The organism is Pseudomonas gingeri, assembly GCF_013386165.1.
GTDB classification, from domain to species: domain Bacteria; phylum Pseudomonadota; class Gammaproteobacteria; order Pseudomonadales; family Pseudomonadaceae; genus Aquipseudomonas; species Aquipseudomonas gingeri_C.
In genome coordinates, this window is record NZ_JACAOS010000016.1 from 759,231 (window position 1) to 779,689 (window position 20,459).

The window sequence follows — 20,459 nt, forward strand, 5'->3', positions numbered from 1 at the left end:
CCATTGTGCCATCATTAAAAAGAATGTTTCGTATTGCCGTGGGTGTTTAAACTAGCTAATCCTGTGGAATGTGCAAATTTCTGATACGCCTTTTTTAAACGCACTCGATTTATTCGACACAGCCCACAAAATGATCGAGTCACTAGGGTTTTATGATCTTGAACGCCTATCTTTGTTAGCCCTGTCGAATAAACGCAGTGCGACGCCGGATAATTAATCGAGTGAACATCCGTTCTCTTGTTAAATGTTGAAACAATTAAGTGATCAAGGAAGTTCATATGTCAGGGGCGACCCAGAAACTGCGACTCGGCGCGCTGATTGCTTTGGTGGTGGGGTCTATGATCGGCGGCGGGATCTTTTCCCTGCCGCAGAACATGGCGGCGCGGGCCGCGGTGGGCGCGGTGCTGATCGGCTGGGTTATCACCGCGGTGGGCATGCTGGCCCTGGCCTTTGTGTTCCAGACCCTGGCCAACCGCAAGCCGGAACTGGACTCCGGTGTCTACGCCTATGCCAAGGCCGGTTTCGGCGACTACATGGGGTTTTCGTCGGCCTGGGGTTACTGGATCAGCGCGTGGATGGGCAATGTCGGCTATTTCGTCCTGCTGTTCAGCACCCTGGGTTACTTTTTCCCGGTGTTTGGCCAGGGCAATACCCCAGTGGCCATCGGCTGCGCCTCGGTGCTGCTATGGGCTGTGCATGGGCTGGTGTTGCGGGGGATCAAGGAAGCGGCATTCATCAACCTGGTGACCACGGTCGCCAAGGTGGTGCCCCTGGTGATGTTTATCGTGATCGCCGCAATGGCCTTCGACGCCGATCTGTTCACCCGGGATATCTGGGGGCTTGGCAATCCAAAGCTCGGCGGGGTGATGGAGCAGGTCCGGCACATGATGCTGGTGACGGTATTCGTGTTCATCGGCATCGAGGGTGCCAGCGTCTACTCCGGTCGGGCGGAAAAACGCTCGGACGTGGGCAAGGCCACGCTGATTGGTTTTCTTGGGGTGCTGGCGTTGTTGGTGCTGGTGAATGTCCTGTCCCTGGGGATCATGAGCGGGCCGCAACTGTCGCAGTTGCAGAACCCTTCGTTGGCCGCGGTGCTGGCGCATATCGTCGGGCCGTGGGGGGCGTTGCTGATCAGTGTCGGGTTGGCGGTGTCGTTGCTCGGCGCGTTGTTGTCCTGGGCGCTGCTGTGCGCCGAGATCCTCTACGCCACGGCCCGGGACCGCACCTTGCCGGCGTTTCTGAAAAAAGAAAATGCCAATCATGTGCCGGTCAATGCGCTGTGGTTGACCAATGGGATGATTCAGGTGTTCCTGTTGATTACGCTGTTTTCCGAGGGGACCTATACCAGCCTGATCTACCTGGCTTCGTCGATGATCCTGGTGCCTTACTTGTGGTCGGCGGCGTATGCGGTGTTGCTGTGCTGGCGCGGGGAAACCTATGAAGGGACGGTCGGTGCACGGCGCAAGGACCTGCTGGTGGGTGTGGTCGCCCTGGGGTATGCGATCTGGCTGTTGTATGCCGGCGGCCTGAAATACCTGCTGTTGTCGGCACTGCTCTATGCGCCGGGCGTGATCCTCTTTGCCATGGCCAAGCGTGAACAGGGCGAGCCGCTGTTCACGCCCCTGGAAAAGGGGATTTTCGCCTGCGTTCTGGTGGGCGCAGGGCTGGCGGCCTATGGGCTCTATGCTGGGCTGTTGTCGCTTTGAGGATCACCACCAGCGTGGTGGATGAGCCCCCAACTTTGTCGCCCCTGAATCCCATTGCAAAGGCTGCGTTCCAACCTTGAGCGGCGACAGCAAGCGCCGCGCCGGGCCCCAGGAGGTCTGCTCCAGCAAGGGGTTCCAGTCCCGCGTCCCGAGGGGCGATAGAGGCTCGGTCCCATTGACCGCCCCCTGTTCCAGCAACAACTTCGCCGTGCGGGCCAGGGACAAACGCGCCGAGCCACCCAGCCCGTTGCGCAACCGTTCGGTCAGCGCGCGGATTGCCGCGGCCGCCATCAGGTAACCGGTGCCATGGTCGAGCGCCTGCACCGGTAATGGGATGGGCTTGTCCGCTTGTTTCCAGAGCATGCCGGCCTGGGCGATACCGCTGCTCATCTGCACCAGGCTGTCGAAGCCCCGGCGATTGCGCCAGGGGCCGCTCCAGCCGTAGGCGTTCAGGCTCACATCGATAAGCCCGGGGGCCAGGCGCTGGCGGCGCGGGGCATCGTAGCCAAGTCCCTCCAGGGCGTCGGCGCGGTAGCCATGGAGGAGAATATCGGCGCCCCCGAGCAAACTTTCGAAGACTTCGCGGTCAGCGGCGTCGTGCAGGTTCAGGCGGGCACAGTGCTTGCCGAGGGTGACGTCCGGTGTCAGGGCCGGTTCGTCCCAGGTCGGCGGGTCGATGCGCAGCACTTCGGCGCCCAGCCCTGCCAGCAGGCGGCTGGCCACGGGGCCGGCGAGTACACGGGTCAGGTCGAGGACCTTGATGCCCGCCAGCGGACGCGCCGGGGAACCCTGCCAGGTCCGTGAACCGTGGCTATCGTTGCTGTCCCGCTGGACCAGGGCTTCGGCATTCACCGCCAGCCCCTGGGGGTGTTCCTGCCAGGCCGACCATGAGCGCATCTGCGCGGCGCAGCCACCGGCTTCGACCACCGCCTGCTCCAGTTCTGCGGCGGACCATTGGGCCACTTTGCTGGCCATGGCGCTGCGATCGGAGGCCAGGCCGAGGACGCGTTCGGCGGCGCGGCGATGGTGCGGGGCATTGGTGTGCAGGCGGATCCAGCCGTCGGCGCTGGCGTAGTCGCCGGCAATCGGGTCCCAGGGCGGCGGGATTTCCCAGCCCAGCGGCTGCACGGCGCTGCCGAACCAGAGGGAGGCCAGGCGTCGGTCGACTTCGACGACGGGGCGCTGTCCGTTCTGTTGCTGCAGCAGTTCGGCCACCGCCTGGCCGGCGGCGGCGAGGCTGGCGCCAGCGAGATCGGTGACGGCGAAGGTTGAAGGCAGAACGCCGCTGCCGGTAAAGATCGGGGACGTGAGGGGCAGATCGAGCGCGGCTTGAATGGACGTCAACAGATCGGTCATCGAAGGCTCTCCGTGAGAAGGGCCATTGCACCTGAAATACGGGGGATTGTCGATGTCAGGTGGCGCACATAACGCAGGTGCGACAGGTTGACATTCAGGACGCGTCGGATAGCGGCAGTCGCTCCGGACGCGACCAGATCCACAGGTTGCCCAGGCTCATCCCGGCGATGGCCAGATAGATCGGCCAGCCGTGTTCGAGCATCACCAGCATCAGCGTGGCACAGAGCAGCATGCTCACGGTGGCGCTGATCTTGGCCTTGCGGGCGATGATCTTGCCGTTGCGCCAGTTGCTCAGGATCGGGCCGAACAGTCGATGGTTTTCCAGCCAGGCGCTCAGGCGCGGCGAACTCTTGGTGGCGGCCCAGGCGGCCAGCAGGATGAACTCGGTGGTCGGCAGGCCGGGAATGACGATGGCGATCAGGCCGATGCCCAGGCTGACGTAGGCGAGCAGGCCGAAGAGCACGCGGACGAGTTTGGAGGAGGAGGGTTTTGGCTGGGTCATGGTGTCAATTGTGGTGCGCCGAGCGAGTTGGCTCAAGTCCTGGTGTCCGTATGGATTGCCATGCTCGATGTCATCTTGAGCCGGGTCGAGGTTTGTGGCGAGGGGGCTTGCCCGCGCTGGGGCGCGAAGCGGCCCTAAAACCAGCGAGCGCAGTCTATCAGGCTAACCGAGATGACTGATTTTACGACTGCTTCTCAGCCGAGCGCGGGCAAGCCCGCTCGCCACAAGATTTGATCTGACCCAGTATTTTGTATCAGGCCAGTTCCGGCGCCGTGGCGTAAGCCTGCTCCAGCAGCACGGTGAAACGCACGAACGCGTCAATTGCGCCTTTCTCCGCCGCCGCTTCTTCTTCGGCATTCAACTCCAGTCCGTCGAGGGTCCTGGTAAAGCGCTTCCAGCCTTCGGCGCGACCGCCGGCCGGTTCGCCCAGATGGCGGGCGCCGAAGGTTTCGCTCAGGCCCAGGCCCACGGCACGCTTGATCAGGAACGCGGCACCGAGCTTGGAACCCTCGGAGACGAAAAGCCAGCCCAGGGCTTCAGCCTGACTCGGGTTGTGCACCGCACCGGCCACCGGCGCCGGCACTTCGGTGTCCAGGTCGGCGAGGTCGGCCTTGGCCGCTTCAGCCCGGCAGCGCTCGGGCAGATCGGCGACGATGGCGATCAGTGCCGGGTCGTTGTACAGCGATACCAGCTCCGATTGGAACAGGTACTGGGCCACCACGAAACGGGCGAAGTTGGCCTGGGTTTCGAACGGCGCATGGGCTTTGACCAACTGGTCGAGCTTGGCATGCGGCTCGTGGGTGATCTGGTTCAGGCGTTGCGAGCGCAGGCTCGGGCGCGGTGTGTTATCCGGGGTGGTCATGGCGATGTCCTTGAAAAAGAGAGGCGCTGTGTAACTAGACGAATCAGAAGACGCGCGACAGTAAAAAAACCTCACCCCGGCCCTGTGAAATCCGGCCGGGTGAGGTTCAGTCCGATCAGATATCCCAGATCAGGTTGACCGAGACGTTGCGGCCCGGCGCGGTCAGGCGATCGAGGTTGGCCGGGTTCAGCACACCGGCTTCGCCGACGCTGTCGTAGCCGCGCACGTCATCCCAGTTCCAGTACTTCTTGTCGGCCAGGTTGTAGAGACCGGCGTTGACGGTGATGTCGTGGCTGACCTTGTAGTACCCGGTCAGGTCCAGCACGCCGTAGCCCGGGGTCTTGAACTGCTCGCCCTTGCCGTCAGGCGAGAAGAAGTTGCTGCTGTCGACCATGTTCTTGCGTTGCACCAGAGTCCAGCTCAACAGGCCACCGTAGTTATCCTGGTCGTAGCCCAGGCCCATGACGGCGGTGAGCGGGTTGACGCTGTTGAGCGGCTGCCCGGTGTCGTTGTTGCGACCGTAGGCGTAGGCCAGGGAACCCTTGCTGTAGAGACCTTGTGGAGCACCGAAGGCGTCCAGGTTGAGGCGACCCTTGAACTCGGCACCCTTGATGGTGGCGTGCTTGATGTTGTTGGTCTGGAAGGTCAGCTCGCTGTAGCCGGGGGCGATGGCGTCTTCGTTGATGAAGTCGCGGTACTGGTTGTAGAACACCGCCACGTCAAAGGACCCGGAATCAAACTTGCCGCGCAGGCCGGTCTCGTAGCTCTTGCTCTTTTCCGGTTGCAGGTCCGGGTTGGGTGCGACTTGATAGCCGCTGCTCAGGTTTTGGAAGCGCCCGTACAAGGCCTTGGCCGACGGAGTGCGGAAGCCTTCGGCGTATTGGCCGTACCAGGTGTACTGGTCGCTCAGGGCGTAGGTCAGGCCGAATTTGGGCGAGACGCGATGCCAGGTCTTGTTCGAACCGTCGACGGCGCCGCCGCCCGCTGCGGCGATGGTGTTGAGGAATTCCTGGGTGATGTCCGGCTTGAGCTGGGTGTAGTCGTAGCGCAGGCCCGGCAGGAAGGTCCATTTGTTCCAGCTGATCTGGTCTTGGGCGAACAGGGCGTAGCTGTCGATGGTCGGGTCTGGGAAGTCGCTGGATTTGACCAGGCGGTCGGACGGGCTGTCGGCGCCCACGGCGGTACAACCCCGGCCTACCGCCAGGCAGACTCCGGCGCCGCTGCGCGAACCGGTCACGTCCTGGCGCTTGATCGTGGTGCCGTAGGTCAACAGATGATCGGTCGCACCGATGTCGAAGGCCTTGTCGGCCTGGGCATCGAAGACCCACTGCTGCTCTTCGTAGACCGTATCGCGGCTGCGCATGACGTTACGGGTGAACGGGAAGTAGTTTTCCAGGGTGCTCTGGTCGGTTTTCGCGATCTGGTAGTTCAGGCTCAGCTTGACGTGATCGGCCACGGCGCTGTTCAGGCCGAAGCTGTTGTCGATGCCGAAGCGTTCGCGGCTGATGGTGTCGTTGCCGATGCGCGAGCGGTACATGCCCAGCGGTTGGCCGACGTTGAACGGGCCGCCGACGGCGCTGCGCTCGTTGGTATCGACATCGTCCTTGTAGCGCTCGTAGGTCAGGCCCAGGCGCGAGTCGTCGTTGTAGTTCCAGCCCAGCTTGGCCAATACGTTGGTGGTACGGGCGGTCTGCGGGTTCGCGGCGGTGCGGTTCAGGCCATCGCCGCCGGTACCGCCATAGGACTCGGTCTCACGCCCGTTGCGCTGGCTCAGGTGCAGCAAAGCGTCGAAATCACCAGTGCGCCCGGCGACGGTGCCGGAAGTCAGGTAGCTGCTGTCGGCGGAGCTGTAGCCGGTTTTCAGGCGGGCGCCGACGTCTTTGCCGGGCTTGATGATGTCGTCCGGGTCGAGGGTGTAGTAGCTCACGGCGCCGCCGATGGCGTTGCTGCCGTAGAGTACCGAGGCCGGGCCGCGGAGGATTTCCACGCGCTTGACGATTTCCGGGTCGACGTAGTTGCGCTGGGTGTTGGCGTAGGGGCCGTTGAAGAAACTGTCGGGAATCTCGACGCCGTCGACCTGGGTCAGGATCCGGTCGCCGTCGATGCCACGAATGTTGTAGTTGCTGATGCCACCGCCGCGCAGGCCGGTGCCGCCGACCGAGACGCCGGGTTCGTCACGCACCAGTTCCTTGATGGTATTGACGTTCTGGCGGTCGAGTTGCTGGCGGTCTTTCACCGTCACGGTGTTGGGGACCGAGTTGACGTCCTGCTCCTGGCGGGTGGCGCTGATGGTCACCTGCTCCAGGTTCAGGGTGCTGCCGCTGGCGCGTTTTTCCAGGACGATGCTGTTGTCGCCGACTTTGCGGTAGCTCAGGTTGGTGCCGACCAGCAGGCGCTCAAGGGCCTTTTCCGCTGGCAGTGCGCCGCGTACGCCCGGCGAGGCCACGCCCTGACCGAGTTCGGCAGGCAGGCCGACTTGCCAGCCGGTGATCGAGGTGAAGGCATTGAGCGCCGAGACCAGGGGTTGTTGCGCGATCGAGAAGCTGTAGTTGCCCAGGCTCCGGGTCGGTTGCTCGACGGTACTGGCGGCCAGCACCGGCGTCGCTTGCGCGCCGGCCAGCAGGATGGCCGCGGTCAGCAAGGACAAGGTGCATTGTTGCAGGCCGCCGGTGCGGGCCTTGGAGGTGAAACGAGTGGACATCGATAGCGCTCCCTGGTGGACGAATCGTTATAGGTATCGCGTGATTCAAAATGCGAATCACTTGCATTGGCTATAACGAGACGTACGAGCAACGGCTATCGCGTAAAAATAATTATTCTCAGTTGAGAATCACCAGCGCCGGGTACTCCGAAACCTTGGCGGAGGTGATCTGGGCCAGGGAGCGGATCACGTCCAGGGGCTTGTCCAGGCGGTAGTTGCCGGTGACGGCGACCTGGGCCAGGTGTTCGTTGTTGTTGACGATCCAGCCGGGGTAATAGCGCCGCAGTTCGGCGAGCACCTGGCTCATCGGGCAGTTTTCGAACACCAGGCGGCCCTGGACCCAGGCCAGGTCCTTCTGCGCATCGAGTTTTTCCGGGCGCCCGAAGCCGTGGGGCCCGACCTTTACGCTGTTGCCGGCGGACAGACGCAGGCGGGCGCTGTCGTCGAGGGTGCGCAGGTCGACATCGCCACGCTGGACCTGCACCTGGGCTACGCCATCGAGGTAACGCACGGCAAAACTGGTATCGCTGACACTGGCGCGGACCGGTCCAGCATCGATTTCCAGGGGTTGCTCGCGCTCGGCGGCCACCTCGAAAAACGCCTCGCCCTTGTACAGCCGGGCCTTGTGTTGTCGTTCGCTGAAGTTGCTGGAGAACGCCGAATTGGTGTTGAGCAGGACTTTCGAACCGTCCTCGAGTTGCAGGTGCTGGCGTTCGCCGGTCACGGTCAGGTGATCGGCTTGCAGGCGCAGGGGCAGGTTGCCATAACTGCCGAGGGCGATCAGCAGCGCGGCGGCGGTGGCCAGGGGCTTCCAGTGCGGGCGCAGGCCTCGCAGCCATGATGGACGGCGTTGCTGTTGCAGGACCTGGGCGGCGGCGAACACCGGCTGTGCATTCCAGGCACCGCTGGCTTGGGCATACGCCTGGGCATGGCGCGGGTTGGCGGCGTGCCAGGTGTCGAAGACGGCCTGCTGCTCGGCCGTCGGGCACTCCATCAGGATCAGCCAGTCCAGTGCCTGATCCATGGCTGCGTCATGCGGCACCAGCCCGGAGGCGGGAGAGCGCAGGTCTTGGCGGTCTGTCACGGGTGTTCCTCGGCAACGGTTGCTACGGTTTGGTTCAACGATCTTATGATTTTGAGCGATAGGGCTGTAGGACTTTTGAACGGATTATCCAGGCTATCGGGTAGTAGAGCTTAAGGGTGATCCAAGCGTTCGGCCACTCCGACACAGATCGCCATGATCAGCTTGAGCTCTTTTTGCACGGTACTCAGGGACACGTCGAGTTCGTCGGCGATTTCCTGGTAGCTGCAGCCGTGGAGACGGCTGAGGATGAAAATCTGCTGCTGGCGGGCGCTCAACTGACCGAGGCTGACACTCAGGCGCTTGAGCATCTGCTCGGCGTGGGCGGCGTCTTCCGCGGTGCTCAGGGGCGCAGCGACATTCTGCATCACATCCAGCGGCACGTCGTCCATCAGGGTACGCGACTGGATCCGCAGCGCGCGCAGATGGTCCAGCGCCAGGTTGCGGGCGGTCTGGAAGACGAACGGCTCCAGATGATCCACCGAGCGTTCGCTCAGCGCACGGGTGACCCGCAGGTAGGTTTCCTGCAGCAGGTCCTCGGCGGTGCTGGGGTTATTGACCATGCGCTGCAAGGTGCGCAGCAGCGTGACACGCTGGGCGAGGAAGACAGTATTGAAGTGGGACTGACTCACGGAAGCACCGGACCGACTGTAAGCGAATGATAATGCTTCTCATCTGTCTTGTAGGTCAAGTCCTAATATGCTCATGGTTCCGATGGTGCCCGAGATATCGGGTAAGTCGGAACTAACGCCGACCCCTGTAGGAGCGAGCTTGCTCGCGAAAAATCGTCAACGATAACGTGGGTTATCTGGAACACTGCGGTGCTCTTGCGTTTATCGCGAGCAAGCTCGCTCCTACAGTGGGCAGCATTGCGTCAGAATGGCTTTACAACACTTTCGTATACCCCCGGAAATCAATACTTACAGATGTCCGAGGGGCATGTTTCCGTCTAACCGTATGCGGTTGCGCATACCGCGCATGCTGCGCCACGGTACTTGCGCGTGGGCCTGGGTAAACTCGGTGTAGCCGTCCATCACTTTCGTCGCGGCCTCACCGATGATGATGAGACTCATGACAACGGCTTGCTGGGTACGTTTGTCCTCGAGGAAGTCATCCTTGGCCAGACCTTCCACGAAGCTGCACGCATCGGTCGCGGCCTGCCGCATGTGCTCGAGGTAATCGGGAAGGCGGTTCTCGCTCATACTGGCTGCGCCTCCGCGAGCACCTTGGCCCGGAACTTCGGCGGCAGGTCGAGAGGGGTCAGCAGATCGACGTGGACACCCAGTAGCGATTCCAGCTCATCCTGCAGGCCGCCCAGATCGAACAAGGTCGTGCCGGGCAGCGCATCAACCAGCAGATCGAGATCGCTACCGTCCCCGTCAGTGCCGTGCAGTACTGAGCCAAAGACGCGAGGGTTCGCCGTGTGGAAGCGACTTGTCGCTTCGCGTACTGCGCCTCGATTCATATCGAGTACAACAGACGGCCGCATGATCATTTCCCCTTATCAAAACTCATTAAGAGGGTATGCAATCAAGAATGGAGTTTCAAGAACTGTCTTCGGGGGACAAAAACGAAGAAAACCCGCTAAAGGCGGGCTCCTATAAGAGATCGTGTTCGGCCTGGCTGGCCGGCATTAACGCCTTGCCGCCAGATACGCCTCGTAATCCGGCACCCGATACTCATGGGCCTGCTCCATCAGCGGGCTGCTGAGCAGGTAATCGGCGGTGCACTCGTTACAAGCCACGGGAATATTCCAGACCGCAGCGACCCGCAGCAACGCCTTGATATCCGGGTCGTGAGGTTGCGGCTCGAATGGGTCCCAGAAGAACACCAGCAGATCCACCCGCTGCTCGGCGATGCGGGCGCCGAGTTGCTGGTCGCCGCCCAATGGCCCGCTGATCATGCTTTCCACTGGCAATCCCAGGCGCTTGTTCAACAGCAAACCCGTGGTGCCGGTAGCCACCAGCTCATGCTGGGCCAGGCGGTCTTTCTGGCGTTCGGCCCAGTCCAGCAGAAACACCTTGCAGTGGTCGTGGGCCACCAAGGCGATGCGCTTGCGCGCCGCCATGGTGGCCTGGGTAAAGCTGATCCCTATCATCGGTTCCTGCTCCACACCTGTTCCTTATCCCGCGGTTACTCGGCGTTGCACAGCGCCAGGCAGTTATCCAGCATGCGGTTGGAGAAGCCCCACTCGTTGTCGTACCAGGCCAGGACCTTGACCAGCTTGCCGCTGGCCTTGGTGTGGTTGGCGTCGAAGATCGACGACAGCGGGTTGTGGTTGAAGTCGCTGGAAACCAGCGGCAGGGTGTTGTAACCGAGGATCTTCGAATGCTGGCTGGCTTCCTTGAGCAAAGCGTTGACCTCGTCAGCCGTGGCTTCGCGCTTGAGCTGCACGGTCAGGTCCACCAGGGACACATTGATCACCGGTACGCGCACGGACATGCCGGTCAGCTTGCCCGCCAGTTCCGGCAGCACCAGGCCCACGGCTTCAGCCGCGCCGGTCTTGCTCGGGATCATGTTCTGGGTCGCCGAACGGGCACGGTACGGGTCGGTGTGGTAGACGTCGGTCAGGTTCTGGTCATTGGTGTAGGCGTGGATGGTGGTCATCAGGCCACTTTCGATGCCCAGTTCGCGGTGCAGCACCTGGGCCACCGGGGCCAGGCAGTTTGTGGTGCACGAAGCGTTGGAGATGATCTGGTGCGATTGGCGCAGGATGTCATGGTTGACCCCGTACACCACGGTGGCATCGGCGCCTTTGGCCGGTGCGGAAATAATCACTTTGCGGGCACCGGCGGTCAGGTGCGCGGCCGCCTTGGCACGGTCGGTGAACAGACCGGTGCATTCGAATACGACGTCGATCTTCTCGGCGGCCCAGGGCAGTTCGGCCGGATTGCGGATCGCGCTGACGGCAATGCGGTCGCCGTTGACGGTCAGGCTTTCGTTGTCATGTTCTACGCTGGCATCGAAGGTACCGTGAACGGTGTCGTACTTGAGCAGGTGAGCATTGATGGCGCTGTCGCCGAGATCGTTGATGGCGACGACCTGCAGGTCCTGGCGGTAACCTTGGGTATAGAGTGCACGCAGGACGTTACGGCCGATGCGGCCAAAACCGTTGATTGCGATTCGTAGAGTCATTTAGGGAAGCGCCTGTCATAGTTTTGTTGTTGGAATTACAAGATTATTCGCATAAAAATAGAAAACAAGCCTTTTTAGTGGCAATATTTTGTCTTATCTACAACGAGTGACCTGGATCAACGGGTCCGGATGATCGAAAAGCCCTGCCCCGTCAGGCATTTGGTCAGCTTAGGACACACAGGTCACCACATCCGTTAGCCTGGAGTTCTACACATGCATCCCCGCGTTCTTGAGGTCACCGAACGGCTTATCGCCCGCAGCCGCGCCACCCGCGCGGCGTATCTGGCACTGATTCGCGGCGCCGCCAGCGATGGCCCGGTGCGTGGCAAGCTGCAATGCGCGAACTTTGCCCATGGCGTGGCCGGGTGCGGCACCGAAGACAAAAACAGCCTGCGGATGATGAACGCCGCCAACGTGGCGATCGTTTCGTCCTATAACGACATGCTCTCGGCCCACCAGCCTTACGAAACCTACCCGGCGCAGATCAAGCAGGCCCTGCGCGACATCGGCTCGGTCGGCCAGTTCGCCGGTGGCGTGCCGGCCATGTGCGATGGCGTGACCCAGGGCGAGCCGGGCATGGAGCTGGGCATTGCCAGCCGCGAAGTGATCGCGATGTCCACCGCCGTGGCCCTGTCCCACAACATGTTCGACGCCGCGCTGATGCTTGGTATCTGCGACAAGATCGTGCCGGGCCTGATGATGGGCGCGCTGCGTTTCGGTCATCTGCCGACTATCTTCGTTCCGGGCGGGCCGATGGTCTCGGGCATTTCCAACAAGGAAAAAGCCGACGTCCGTCAGCGCTACGCCGAAGGCAAGGCCAGCCGCGAAGAGCTGCTGGAGTCGGAGATGAAGTCCTATCACGGCCCCGGCACCTGCACCTTCTACGGCACCGCCAACACCAACCAGTTGCTGATGGAAGTCATGGGCCTGCACTTGCCGGGCTCGTCCTTCGTCAACCCGAACACCCCGCTGCGCGACGCCCTGACCCGCGAAGCGGCGTTCCAGGTCACGCGCATGACCTCGCAGAGCGGCAACTTCATGCCGATCGGCGAGATCGTCGACGAGCGTTCGCTGGTCAACTCCATCGTCGCCCTGCACGCTACCGGCGGTTCCACCAACCACACCCTACACATGCCGGCCATCGCCCAGGCGGCGGGGATCCAGTTGACCTGGCAGGACATGGCCGACCTCTCCGAGGTGGTGCCGACCTTGTCCCACGTCTACCCGAACGGCAAGGCCGATATCAACCACTTCCAGGCGGCGGGCGGTATGTCGTTCCTGATCCGCGAACTGCTGGAAGCCGGCCTGCTCCACGAAAACGTCAACACCGTGGTCGGTCATGGCCTGAGCCGCTACACCCAGGAGCCGTTCCTGCAGGATGGCCAACTGGTCTGGCGCGAAGGCCCGATCGAAAGCCTCGACGAAAATATCCTGCGTCCGGTGGCCCGCGCGTTCTCCCCCGAGGGCGGTCTGCGCGTCATGGAAGGCAACCTCGGTCGTGGCGTGATGAAAGTCTCCGCCGTGGCGCCAGAGCACCAGATCGTCGAAGCGCCGGCGGTGGTGTTCCAGGACCAGCAGGACCTGGCCGATGCCTTCAAGGCCGGTTTGCTGGAAAAGGATTTTGTCGCGGTGATGCGCTTCCAGGGGCCGCGCTCCAACGGCATGCCGGAACTGCACAAGATGACCCCGTTCCTCGGTGTGTTGCAGGACCGTGGCTTCAAGGTCGCGCTGGTCACCGACGGACGGATGTCCGGGGCTTCGGGCAAGATCCCGGCGGCCATCCATGTCTGCCCCGAAGCCCATGTGGGCGGGGCGCTGGCGCGGGTGCGCGACGGCGATGTGATTCGCGTGGACGGGGTCAAGGGCACCTTGCGGGTGCTGGTGGACGACGCCGAATTCGCTGCGCGCGAGCCTGCGGTCGGTTTGTTGGGTAATAATATCGGCTGTGGCCGTGAACTCTTCGGCTTCATGCGTATGGCCTTCAGCTCGGCGGAGCAGGGCGCCAGCGCGTTCACTTCGGCCCTGGAGCACCTTGAATGAAGTTGGCGTTGGTTGGGGATATTGGCGGGACCAATGCGCGTTTTGCGTTGTGGAAGGACAATGCCCTGGATTCGGTGAAGGTCCTGGCGACCGTTGATCATGCCAGTCCCGAGGAGGCCATCAAGGTCTATCTCGACGGACTCGGCCTGGCGCTGGGATCGGTCGGCGCCGTGTGCCTGTCGGTGGCCGGTCCCGTGGGCGGCGACGAGTTTCGGTTCACCAATAACCACTGGCGCTTGAGTCGTCGAGCGTTCTGCGAAACCTTGCAGGTCGACGAACTGCTGCTGGTCAACGACTTTTCCGCCATGGCCCTGGGCATGACCCGGCTCGAGCCGGGGGATTACCGCGTGGTCTGCGAAGGCACGCCGGAGCCATTGCGCCCGGCGGTGGTGATCGGCCCAGGGACCGGGCTCGGCGTGGGGACTCTGCTGCATCTGGGCGAGCAGCACTTCATGGCGTTGCCGGGGGAGGGTGGGCATGTCGACCTGCCCCTGAGCAGCCCGCGTGAAACCCAGCTCTGGCAGCATATCCACAGTGAAATCGGCCATGTCAGCGCCGAGACCGCCTTGAGTGGCGGCGGCTTGCCACGGGTGTACCGGGCGATCTGCGCGGTGGACGGGCATGTGCCGGTGCTGGAAACCCCGGAGTCGATTACCGCGGCTGGTCTGGCGGGCGATCCGATTGCCCGGGAAGTGCTGGAGCAGTTCAGTTGCTGGCTGGGTCGGGTCGCGGGTAACAACGTCCTGACCACGGGCGGGCGCGGTGGGGTGTATATCGTCGGTGGGGTGATTCCACGGTTTGCCGATTTTTTCATCAACAGTGGCTTTGCCAGGAGCTTTGCTGACAAGGGCTGCATGAGCGATTACTTCAAGGGTATTCCGGTGTGGTTGGTGACGGCTCCGTATTCCGGGCTGATTGGCGCGGGAGTGGCGTTGCAGCAGGCTTTCGGGCACTGATTTAAGAAAGTCTGAAGCCTGGCAGGGTCTTGTGGCGAGCGGGCTTGCCCGCGCTCGGCTGCGCAGCAGTCGCAAAACCGATTATCTTGATCTATCTGATAGACCGAATTCGCCGATTTTAGGGGCGCTTCGCACCCCAGCGCGGGCAAGCCCGCTCGCCACAAATGTCGGCCAGACTTGCGATTGATCTGTATTCGGGCTTGCTCGCGAAGGCGCCAGTCCAGGCAACACGTGCTTCACGGCTTAATCGTTTAAGGCATAATCCGCATTTCAGTCCTCCCCACAACAACAAGGACGATTTCCGTGAGCGTATTCAGTAAGTCCATTCTCCTGGTCGACGACGATCAGGAAATCCGTGAGTTGCTGGACACCTACCTCAGCCGTGCCGGTTTCCAGGTGCGTACCGTCGGCGATGGCGCCGGCTTTCGCCAGGCGCTCAACGATGCCCCCAGCGATCTGGTGATCCTCGACGTCATGCTGCCCGACGAAGACGGTTTCAGCCTCTGCCGTTGGGTACGCCAACACCCGCGCCAGGCCCAGGTGCCGATCATCATGCTCACCGCCAGCTCCGACGAAACCGACCGGGTCATCGGCCTGGAACTCGGTGCCGATGATTATCTGGGCAAACCCTTCAGCCCGCGTGAGTTGCAGGCGCGGATCAAGGCCCTGCTGCGCCGCGCCCAATTCGGCCAGGAGCGTAGCGGCAGCGAGGTCCTGGCCTTCGAAGACTGGCGCCTGGACACGGTCAGTCACCGACTGTTCCACACCGACGGCGAGGAAGTGATTCTCTCCGGCGCCGACTTCGCCCTGCTCAAGCTGTTTCTCGACCACCCCCAGGAAATCCTCGACCGCGACACCATCGGCAACGCCACCCGTGGGCGTGACCTGATGCCCCTGGACCGGATCGTCGACATGGCGGTCAGCCGCCTGCGCCAACGCCTGCGCGACACCGACAAGCCACCCCGGCTGATTCGCACCGTGCGTGGCAGCGGTTATCAACTGGCGGCCAACGTCACTGCGGCCAATGCTCTCTGAGGTGCGCCGGCGTTTGCCGGTTCCGCGCTCGCTGCTGGGGCGCATGCTGCTGCTGACCCTGCTGGCGGTGTTGATCGCCCAGACGCTGTCCAGCGTGATCTGGCTCTCGCAGTTGCGCGCCACGCAGCTCGAAGGTCTGGTCACCAGTGCCCGCAGCCTCGCCCATTCGATGACCGCCAGTGTCAGCTACCTGCGCTCGCTGCCGCTGGCCTACCGTCCGCTGGTGCTCGATCAATTGCGCAGCATGGGCGGCACGCGTTTTGTCGTGACCCTCAATGACAAACCCCTGGATATGCGCCTGCTACCGATTACGCCGCGCAAGACCGCCGTGCTCGACGCCGTGCACGAAGTGCTGCGCCAGGCCCTGGGCAACGAGGTGGACATCTCGGTGCAATTCGTCAGCCCCGACGATCTGCGGATCTTCAATGGCGGCCTGAAACTCGACGAACTGCCGCGCTCCTGGGCCCACTACGCGTTGACCCTGGAACCGGTCAATCCGCCGGTGCTGGTGACGCAGATCCAGATGTCTCCCGGTGAATGGCTGTACATCGCCTCCCTGCTGCCGGAGCCCTACACCAGCCTTGAAGAGGAAGGCCTGCCGTCCCAGCAGGTGTGGTTTATCGTCCTTACCAGCGGTTTCCTGCTGTTGTTCATCGGCTTGCTGGTGCACTGGCAAAGCCGGCCCCTCAAGCGCCTGGCGCGGGCGGCGCGGGACATGTCCCTCGGTGATGCGCAGGTGCGACCGGTGGCCGAGGGCGGCGGCAGCGAGGTGGTGGAGGTGGGCCGCGCGTTCAACGCCATGCGTGAACGGATCAGCCGTTACCTGACCGAGCGCAGCCAGTTGTTCAGCGCCATTTCCCACGATCTGCGCACCCCCATCACCCGCCTGCGCCTGCGGGTCGAGCTGCTGGAGGACGAGAAGCTGCAGTACAAGTTCGGCCGCGACCTCGACGAGCTGGAGATGCTGGTCAAGGGCGCGCTGCAATGCGTAAAGGACACCGATATCCACGAGAACATCGAGCCGGTGGACCTCAATCATGCCCTCGATTGCCTGATCGAACCCTACCTGCCACCCAACGGTAACGGCCGGGTCTCGCTGAACGGTCGCGCCTTCGCGGCCTTTCCCGGCAAGCCGCTGGCGCTGCGGCGCTGCATGGGCAACCTGATCGACAACGCCCTCAAGTATGGCGACAAGGCTCACCTGCATATCGAAGACGACGACGAGGCCTTTGTGCTGCACGTCGATGACGAAGGTCCCGGAGTGCCCGAGCAACGTCTGGAGCAAGTGTTCGAACCGCACTTTCGTTTGTCCGGCCAGCAACAGGGCTACGGCCTGGGGCTCGGCATCGCGCGCAATATCGCCCACAGCCACGGCGGCGAAGTGAGCCTGCAGAACCTGCGCGAAGGTGGGCTGCGGGTTACTTTGTACTTGCCGCGAAATGCCGACTGATCGACAGGAACGCCTGTTCCGCACTGATGTTCAGCGCTGGCTCCAACGGGCTTGGCGTGAGGCTATCCACTGAGCCTTGAACTTCCCGCGGTCGAGCCATGGCGGCACGGATGCGGTGCTCGCGTACGCGGCTGTTGCTCTGGCTGAAGTAGCGTTGCAAGGCTTCCATCGCCTGTTCATAGGGCTGATTGCACAAGGCCAGTTGCCGTTCCCGCTCATGCAATGCCAGACGCTTGGCCTGTTCTTCACCGTGGCGGCGCACGCTGAAACTGCGGCTCAGGCAGTAACCATGAATCCGTGTGCTGGCCCGCCAGTAGCCGGTGTTGTTGGTCTCGACCCGGATCACCCCGGGATGCCCGCTGGTGTTATGTGGCATCAGGCGCTGGCGCTCGGCATAACCCAGTGACGGCTGCATTTTCAGCACCAGGGCATTGCGGTAGGACTCGGCCATGCTTCGGGCTGGTTCCTCGCCGCCGCATTCGGCGAAGCTGAAGAACCCGTCCAGACGGGCGCCACCACGCACGACCTCGACCCTCCAGGCACACAGGCCTTGTCCGTTGTAGACCGGGAAGATGCAGCATTGGCGGGAGTTGCGCAGATGGGGGGTAACCATGGATCACACCTCCTTTTGGGCGCTCGACGGGCGCACCTGAAATGAAGAAGTGCAGCAGATTCGCCGAAGTAAAGGAGTGATTCAATGTGGGAAAAGACGTTAGGGATCACTCCTACATTGGAAAGGGAAACGACTTATTCAGCAATTTTCCTACTCTGCAGAGCCTTGGGCCGAAGAGGGCTTTCTCGGAATTTTTGTCACTGGATGGTGACATTTGCGCGGGGCTTCGTGACCTGCTTGTGAGGGATGTCTGGCTAGAATCGCCGGATAAGCGCTCCGCGCCTTAACAACAAGAAAGGTACTCGGATGGACACCCTTGAACTGCCCTTCAGCAGTTGGCTTGACGCGCCAGCTCATCGTGCCTGGTTGCTGGCCGAAGGTCGGCGGCTGTTGTCGTTTGCCAAGGCTTCGCGCCTGGCCGAAGGTTTCGGCAACCTCGACGAGCGCGGGCAACTGGCGGCTGGGGCCATGGCGGAAACCATGAACACCGCCCGCATGACCCACAGTTTCGCCATGGCCCATATCCAGGGAGTTCCCGGCTGCCTGGCCCTGGTCGAGCACGGTGTCGCTGCCCTCTGGGGCCCGCTGCGCGATGCCACCCACGGCGGCTGGTATGCGGTGCCCGATCATCGTGACGGCAACAGTGGCAAGGCGGCCTACCTGCACGCCTTTGTCGCCCTGGCCGCGAGTTCCGCGGTGGTCGCCGGCAGCGCCGATGCCCCGCGTCTGCTGGCCGAAGCGATCCGAGTGCTCGAGACGCATTTCTGGAACGAGGAGGAGGGCACCCTGCGCGAATCCTTTACCCGTGATTGGCAGCAGGAAGAGGCCTATCGTGGTGCCAACAGCAATATGCACGGCACCGAGGCCTTCCTCGCCCTGGCGGACGTCACCGGTGACAGTTGCTGGCTGGATCGCGCGCTGCGCATTGTCGAGCGGGTCATCCACGATCACGCCGCCGCCAACGATTTCATGGTCATCGAACACTTCGACCGCCACTGGCAGCCCCTGCGCGAATACAACCACGACAACCCGGCGGATGGCTTTCGCCCGTATGGCACGACGCCCGGCCATGGTTTCGAGTGGGCGCGGCTGGTCTTGCACCTGGAGGCCGCACGCCGCGCGGCTGGCCTGCTGACCCCCGAATGGCTGCTGGACGACGCCCGTGGGCTGTTCGACAGCGCCTGTCGTCATGGCTGGCACGCTGATGGCACGGCGGGCATCGTCTATACGCTGGACTGGGAGAATCGCCCGGTGGTCCGCCAGCGCCTGCACTGGACCCATGCCGAAGCCAGTGCCACCGCCGCCGCGTTTCTCCGGCGCACGGGTGAAGCGCAGTACGAAACCTGGTATCGGCGCTTCTGGGACTTCATCGATGTGTACTTCATCGACCATGCCCTGGGCAGCTGGCATCACGAATTGGACGAGCACAATCGGCCCGATGCAAAGATCTGGGGCGGCAAACCCGACCTCTATCACGCCTTTCAAGCGGTGCTGCTTCCGGGCCTGCCACTGGCTCCCAGCCTCGCGAGCGCTCTGGCCCGGCAATCTTAGGCTGATAACGACAACGAAAATCATGTAACCATACGGTGACATTTGCACGTCCCTTCGTTACCTGCGAAGGGTCGTGCCTTGACTAGAATCCCATGCAGCGCAAGCACCAGACTTGCATGCATAACAACAAGAAAGGTACTACAGATGAATTCGATTTCCCGCCTCGCCGCTGTCGTTTCTCTCGCCTCGTTGTTTCCTCTCAGTGCTATGGCCGCCGACTCTAAAGGGTCCGTGGAAGTCGTTCATTGGTGGACGTCCGGCGGTGAAAAAGCTGCGGTCGATGTCCTCAAGGCTCAAGTAGAAAAAGACGGTTTCACCTGGAAAGACGGCGCAGTCGCCGGCGGCGGCGGTGCTACCGCCATGACCGTGCTGAAAAGCCGCGCCGTAGCCGGTAACCCTCCAGCCATGGCCCAGATCAAGGGGCCGGACATCCAGGAATGGGCGTCTACCGGTCTGCTCGATACCGACGTCCTGAAGTCCACTTCCAAAGAAGAGAAGTGGGACAGCCTGCTGGACAAGAAAGTCTCCGATACCGTGAAGTACGAAGGTAACTACGTCGCCGTGCCGGTGAACATTCACCGCGTCAACTGGCTGTGGATCAACCCTGAAGTCTTCAAGAAAGCCGGTATCGAAAAAGCCCCGACCACCCTCCAGGAATTCTATGCTGCCGGTGACAAGCTCAAGGCTGCTGGTTTCATTCCTCTCGCCCACGGTGGCCAGCCTTGGCAGGACAGCACCGTGTTTGAAGCGGTAGTCCTGTCGGTCATGGGGGTTGATGGCTACAAGAAAGCCCTGGTCGACCTGGACAACGCTGCACTGACCGGTCCTGAGATGGTCAAGGCGCTGACCGAACTGAAGAAAGTCGCGACCTACATGGACGTTGATGGCAAAGGCCAGGACTGGAACCTGGAAGCGGCCAAGGTCATCAACGGCAAGGCCGGCATGCAGATCATGGGTGACTGGGCCAAGAGCGAATGGACCGCCGCCAAGAAAGTCGCGGGCAAGGACTATGAGTGCGTAGCCTTCCCGGGCACCGAAAAAGCCTTCACCTACAACATCGACTCCCTGGCGGTGTTCAAGGTCAAGGACGCCGGCACCAAGGCCGGTCAGCAAGACATCGCCAAGGTCGCCCTGGGTGAGAACTTCCAGAAAGTCTTCAGCATCAACAAGGGCTCGATCCCTGTTCGCAACGACATGCTGAACAAGATGGCCGAGTTGGGCTTCGACTCCTGCGCCCAGACAGCGGCGAAAGACTTCCTGGCAGATGCCAAGACCGGCGGCCTGCAACCGAGCATGGCGCACAACATGGCGACCACGCTGGCGGTACAGGGTGCGTTCTTTGACGTAGTGACCAACTACATCAACGACCCGAAAGCCGATCCTGCCGATGCCGCGAAGAAACTCGGCGCAGCGGTCAAGTCTGCTAAGTAATCATCAGTAACGCAGGCTCCTCCTGTAGGAGCGAGCTTGC

The 20,459-nt window shown here is 62.3% G+C and carries 18 protein-coding genes; 7 read left to right on the forward strand and 11 right to left on the reverse strand.

The genetic code is table 11. The features are described from left to right. The first annotated feature begins 278 nt into the window (after positions 1-278). Complete coding sequence (gene arcD / locus HX866_RS19785; protein WP_177096746.1) at positions 279-1,706, forward strand: arginine-ornithine antiporter; 1,428 nt, start codon at positions 279-281, stop codon at positions 1,704-1,706. A 3-nt stretch (positions 1,707-1,709) separates the two neighbouring features. Here the strand turns inward: arcD and HX866_RS19790 are convergent, their stop codons facing one another. The 10 genes from HX866_RS19790 to gap form a co-directional block, all read right to left on the reverse strand. Beyond that, the gene (locus HX866_RS19790) at positions 1,710-3,062 is read right to left on the reverse strand and encodes a CoA transferase (protein ID WP_177140276.1); all 1,353 of its coding nucleotides are present in this window, start codon (positions 3,060-3,062) and stop codon (positions 1,710-1,712) included. Positions 3,063-3,156: 94 nt separating this feature from the next. Beyond that, positions 3,157-3,564 carry a YbaN family protein gene (locus HX866_RS19795; RefSeq protein WP_177096750.1) on the reverse strand — a complete coding sequence of 136 codons (408 nt, stop codon included), beginning with the start codon at positions 3,562-3,564 and terminating at the stop codon, positions 3,157-3,159. Positions 3,565-3,817: 253 nt separating this feature from the next. Beyond that, positions 3,818-4,426, reverse strand: a complete 609-nt coding sequence (locus HX866_RS19800) for a biliverdin-producing heme oxygenase (RefSeq protein WP_177140277.1) — start codon at positions 4,424-4,426, stop codon at positions 3,818-3,820. A 115-nt stretch (positions 4,427-4,541) separates the two neighbouring features. After that, the gene (locus HX866_RS19805) at positions 4,542-7,127 is read right to left on the reverse strand and encodes a TonB-dependent receptor (RefSeq protein ID WP_177140278.1); all 2,586 of its coding nucleotides are present in this window, start codon (positions 7,125-7,127) and stop codon (positions 4,542-4,544) included. 118 nt (positions 7,128-7,245) lie between these two features. Further along, entirely contained in the window at positions 7,246-8,211 is a 966-nt protein-coding gene (locus HX866_RS19810) for a FecR family protein (RefSeq protein WP_371319266.1), read from the reverse strand. A 110-nt stretch (positions 8,212-8,321) separates the two neighbouring features. Next, the gene (locus tag HX866_RS19815; RefSeq protein WP_177096756.1) at positions 8,322-8,840 is read right to left on the reverse strand and encodes an RNA polymerase sigma factor; all 519 of its coding nucleotides are present in this window, start codon (positions 8,838-8,840) and stop codon (positions 8,322-8,324) included. A 288-nt stretch (positions 8,841-9,128) separates the two neighbouring features. Then, entirely contained in the window at positions 9,129-9,410 is a 282-nt protein-coding gene (locus HX866_RS19820; protein ID WP_218179722.1) for a HepT-like ribonuclease domain-containing protein, read from the reverse strand. Then, entirely contained in the window at positions 9,407-9,697 is a 291-nt protein-coding gene (locus HX866_RS19825; RefSeq protein WP_177096760.1) for a nucleotidyltransferase family protein, read from the reverse strand. The genes HX866_RS19820 and HX866_RS19825 overlap by 4 nt, the downstream gene beginning before the upstream one ends. A gap of 144 nt (positions 9,698-9,841) precedes the next feature. Further along, complete coding sequence (locus tag HX866_RS19830) at positions 9,842-10,306, reverse strand: methylglyoxal synthase (protein ID WP_177140279.1); 465 nt, start codon at positions 10,304-10,306, stop codon at positions 9,842-9,844. A 35-nt stretch (positions 10,307-10,341) separates the two neighbouring features. After that, positions 10,342-11,343: a type I glyceraldehyde-3-phosphate dehydrogenase gene (gap, locus tag HX866_RS19835; protein ID WP_121134098.1), complete on the reverse strand. Its 1,002-nt coding sequence runs from the start codon at positions 11,341-11,343 to the stop codon at positions 10,342-10,344. 213 nt (positions 11,344-11,556) lie between these two features. Between gap and edd the strand changes: the two genes are divergently transcribed. From edd to HX866_RS19855, 4 genes are all read left to right on the forward strand, one after another. Then, on the forward strand, positions 11,557-13,383 hold the full coding sequence (gene edd, locus HX866_RS19840) for a phosphogluconate dehydratase (RefSeq protein ID WP_177096764.1): 1,827 nt from the start codon (positions 11,557-11,559) through the stop codon (positions 13,381-13,383). Next, positions 13,380-14,339, forward strand: coding sequence for a glucokinase (locus HX866_RS19845; RefSeq protein ID WP_177096766.1), 960 nt, complete (start codon positions 13,380-13,382; stop codon positions 14,337-14,339). Before edd ends, HX866_RS19845 begins: the two co-directional genes overlap by 4 nt. Before the next feature lie 303 nt (positions 14,340-14,642). Beyond that, positions 14,643-15,374: a response regulator gene (locus HX866_RS19850; RefSeq protein ID WP_177096769.1), complete on the forward strand. Its 732-nt coding sequence runs from the start codon at positions 14,643-14,645 to the stop codon at positions 15,372-15,374. After that, positions 15,364-16,824, forward strand: a complete 1,461-nt coding sequence (locus tag HX866_RS19855) for a sensor histidine kinase (protein WP_177096771.1) — start codon at positions 15,364-15,366, stop codon at positions 16,822-16,824. Before HX866_RS19850 ends, HX866_RS19855 begins: the two co-directional genes overlap by 11 nt. Here HX866_RS19855 and HX866_RS19860 read toward each other — a convergent pair. Further along, complete coding sequence (locus HX866_RS19860; protein ID WP_177096773.1) at positions 16,793-17,437, reverse strand: AP2/ERF family transcription factor; 645 nt, start codon at positions 17,435-17,437, stop codon at positions 16,793-16,795. The two genes, HX866_RS19855 and HX866_RS19860, sit on opposite strands and share 32 nt — an antisense overlap. A gap of 306 nt (positions 17,438-17,743) precedes the next feature. Between HX866_RS19860 and HX866_RS19865 the strand changes: the two genes are divergently transcribed. Together HX866_RS19865 and HX866_RS19870 are read left to right on the forward strand one after the other, a co-directional pair. Continuing rightward, positions 17,744-18,988 carry a D-mannose isomerase gene (locus HX866_RS19865; RefSeq protein ID WP_177140280.1) on the forward strand — a complete coding sequence of 415 codons (1,245 nt, stop codon included), beginning with the start codon at positions 17,744-17,746 and terminating at the stop codon, positions 18,986-18,988. A gap of 144 nt (positions 18,989-19,132) precedes the next feature. Further along, positions 19,133-20,419 (forward strand): ABC transporter substrate-binding protein, encoded by a 1,287-nt coding sequence (locus HX866_RS19870; RefSeq protein ID WP_177096776.1) that lies wholly within the window; start codon positions 19,133-19,135, stop codon positions 20,417-20,419. The last annotated feature ends 40 nt before the right edge of the window (positions 20,420-20,459 follow it).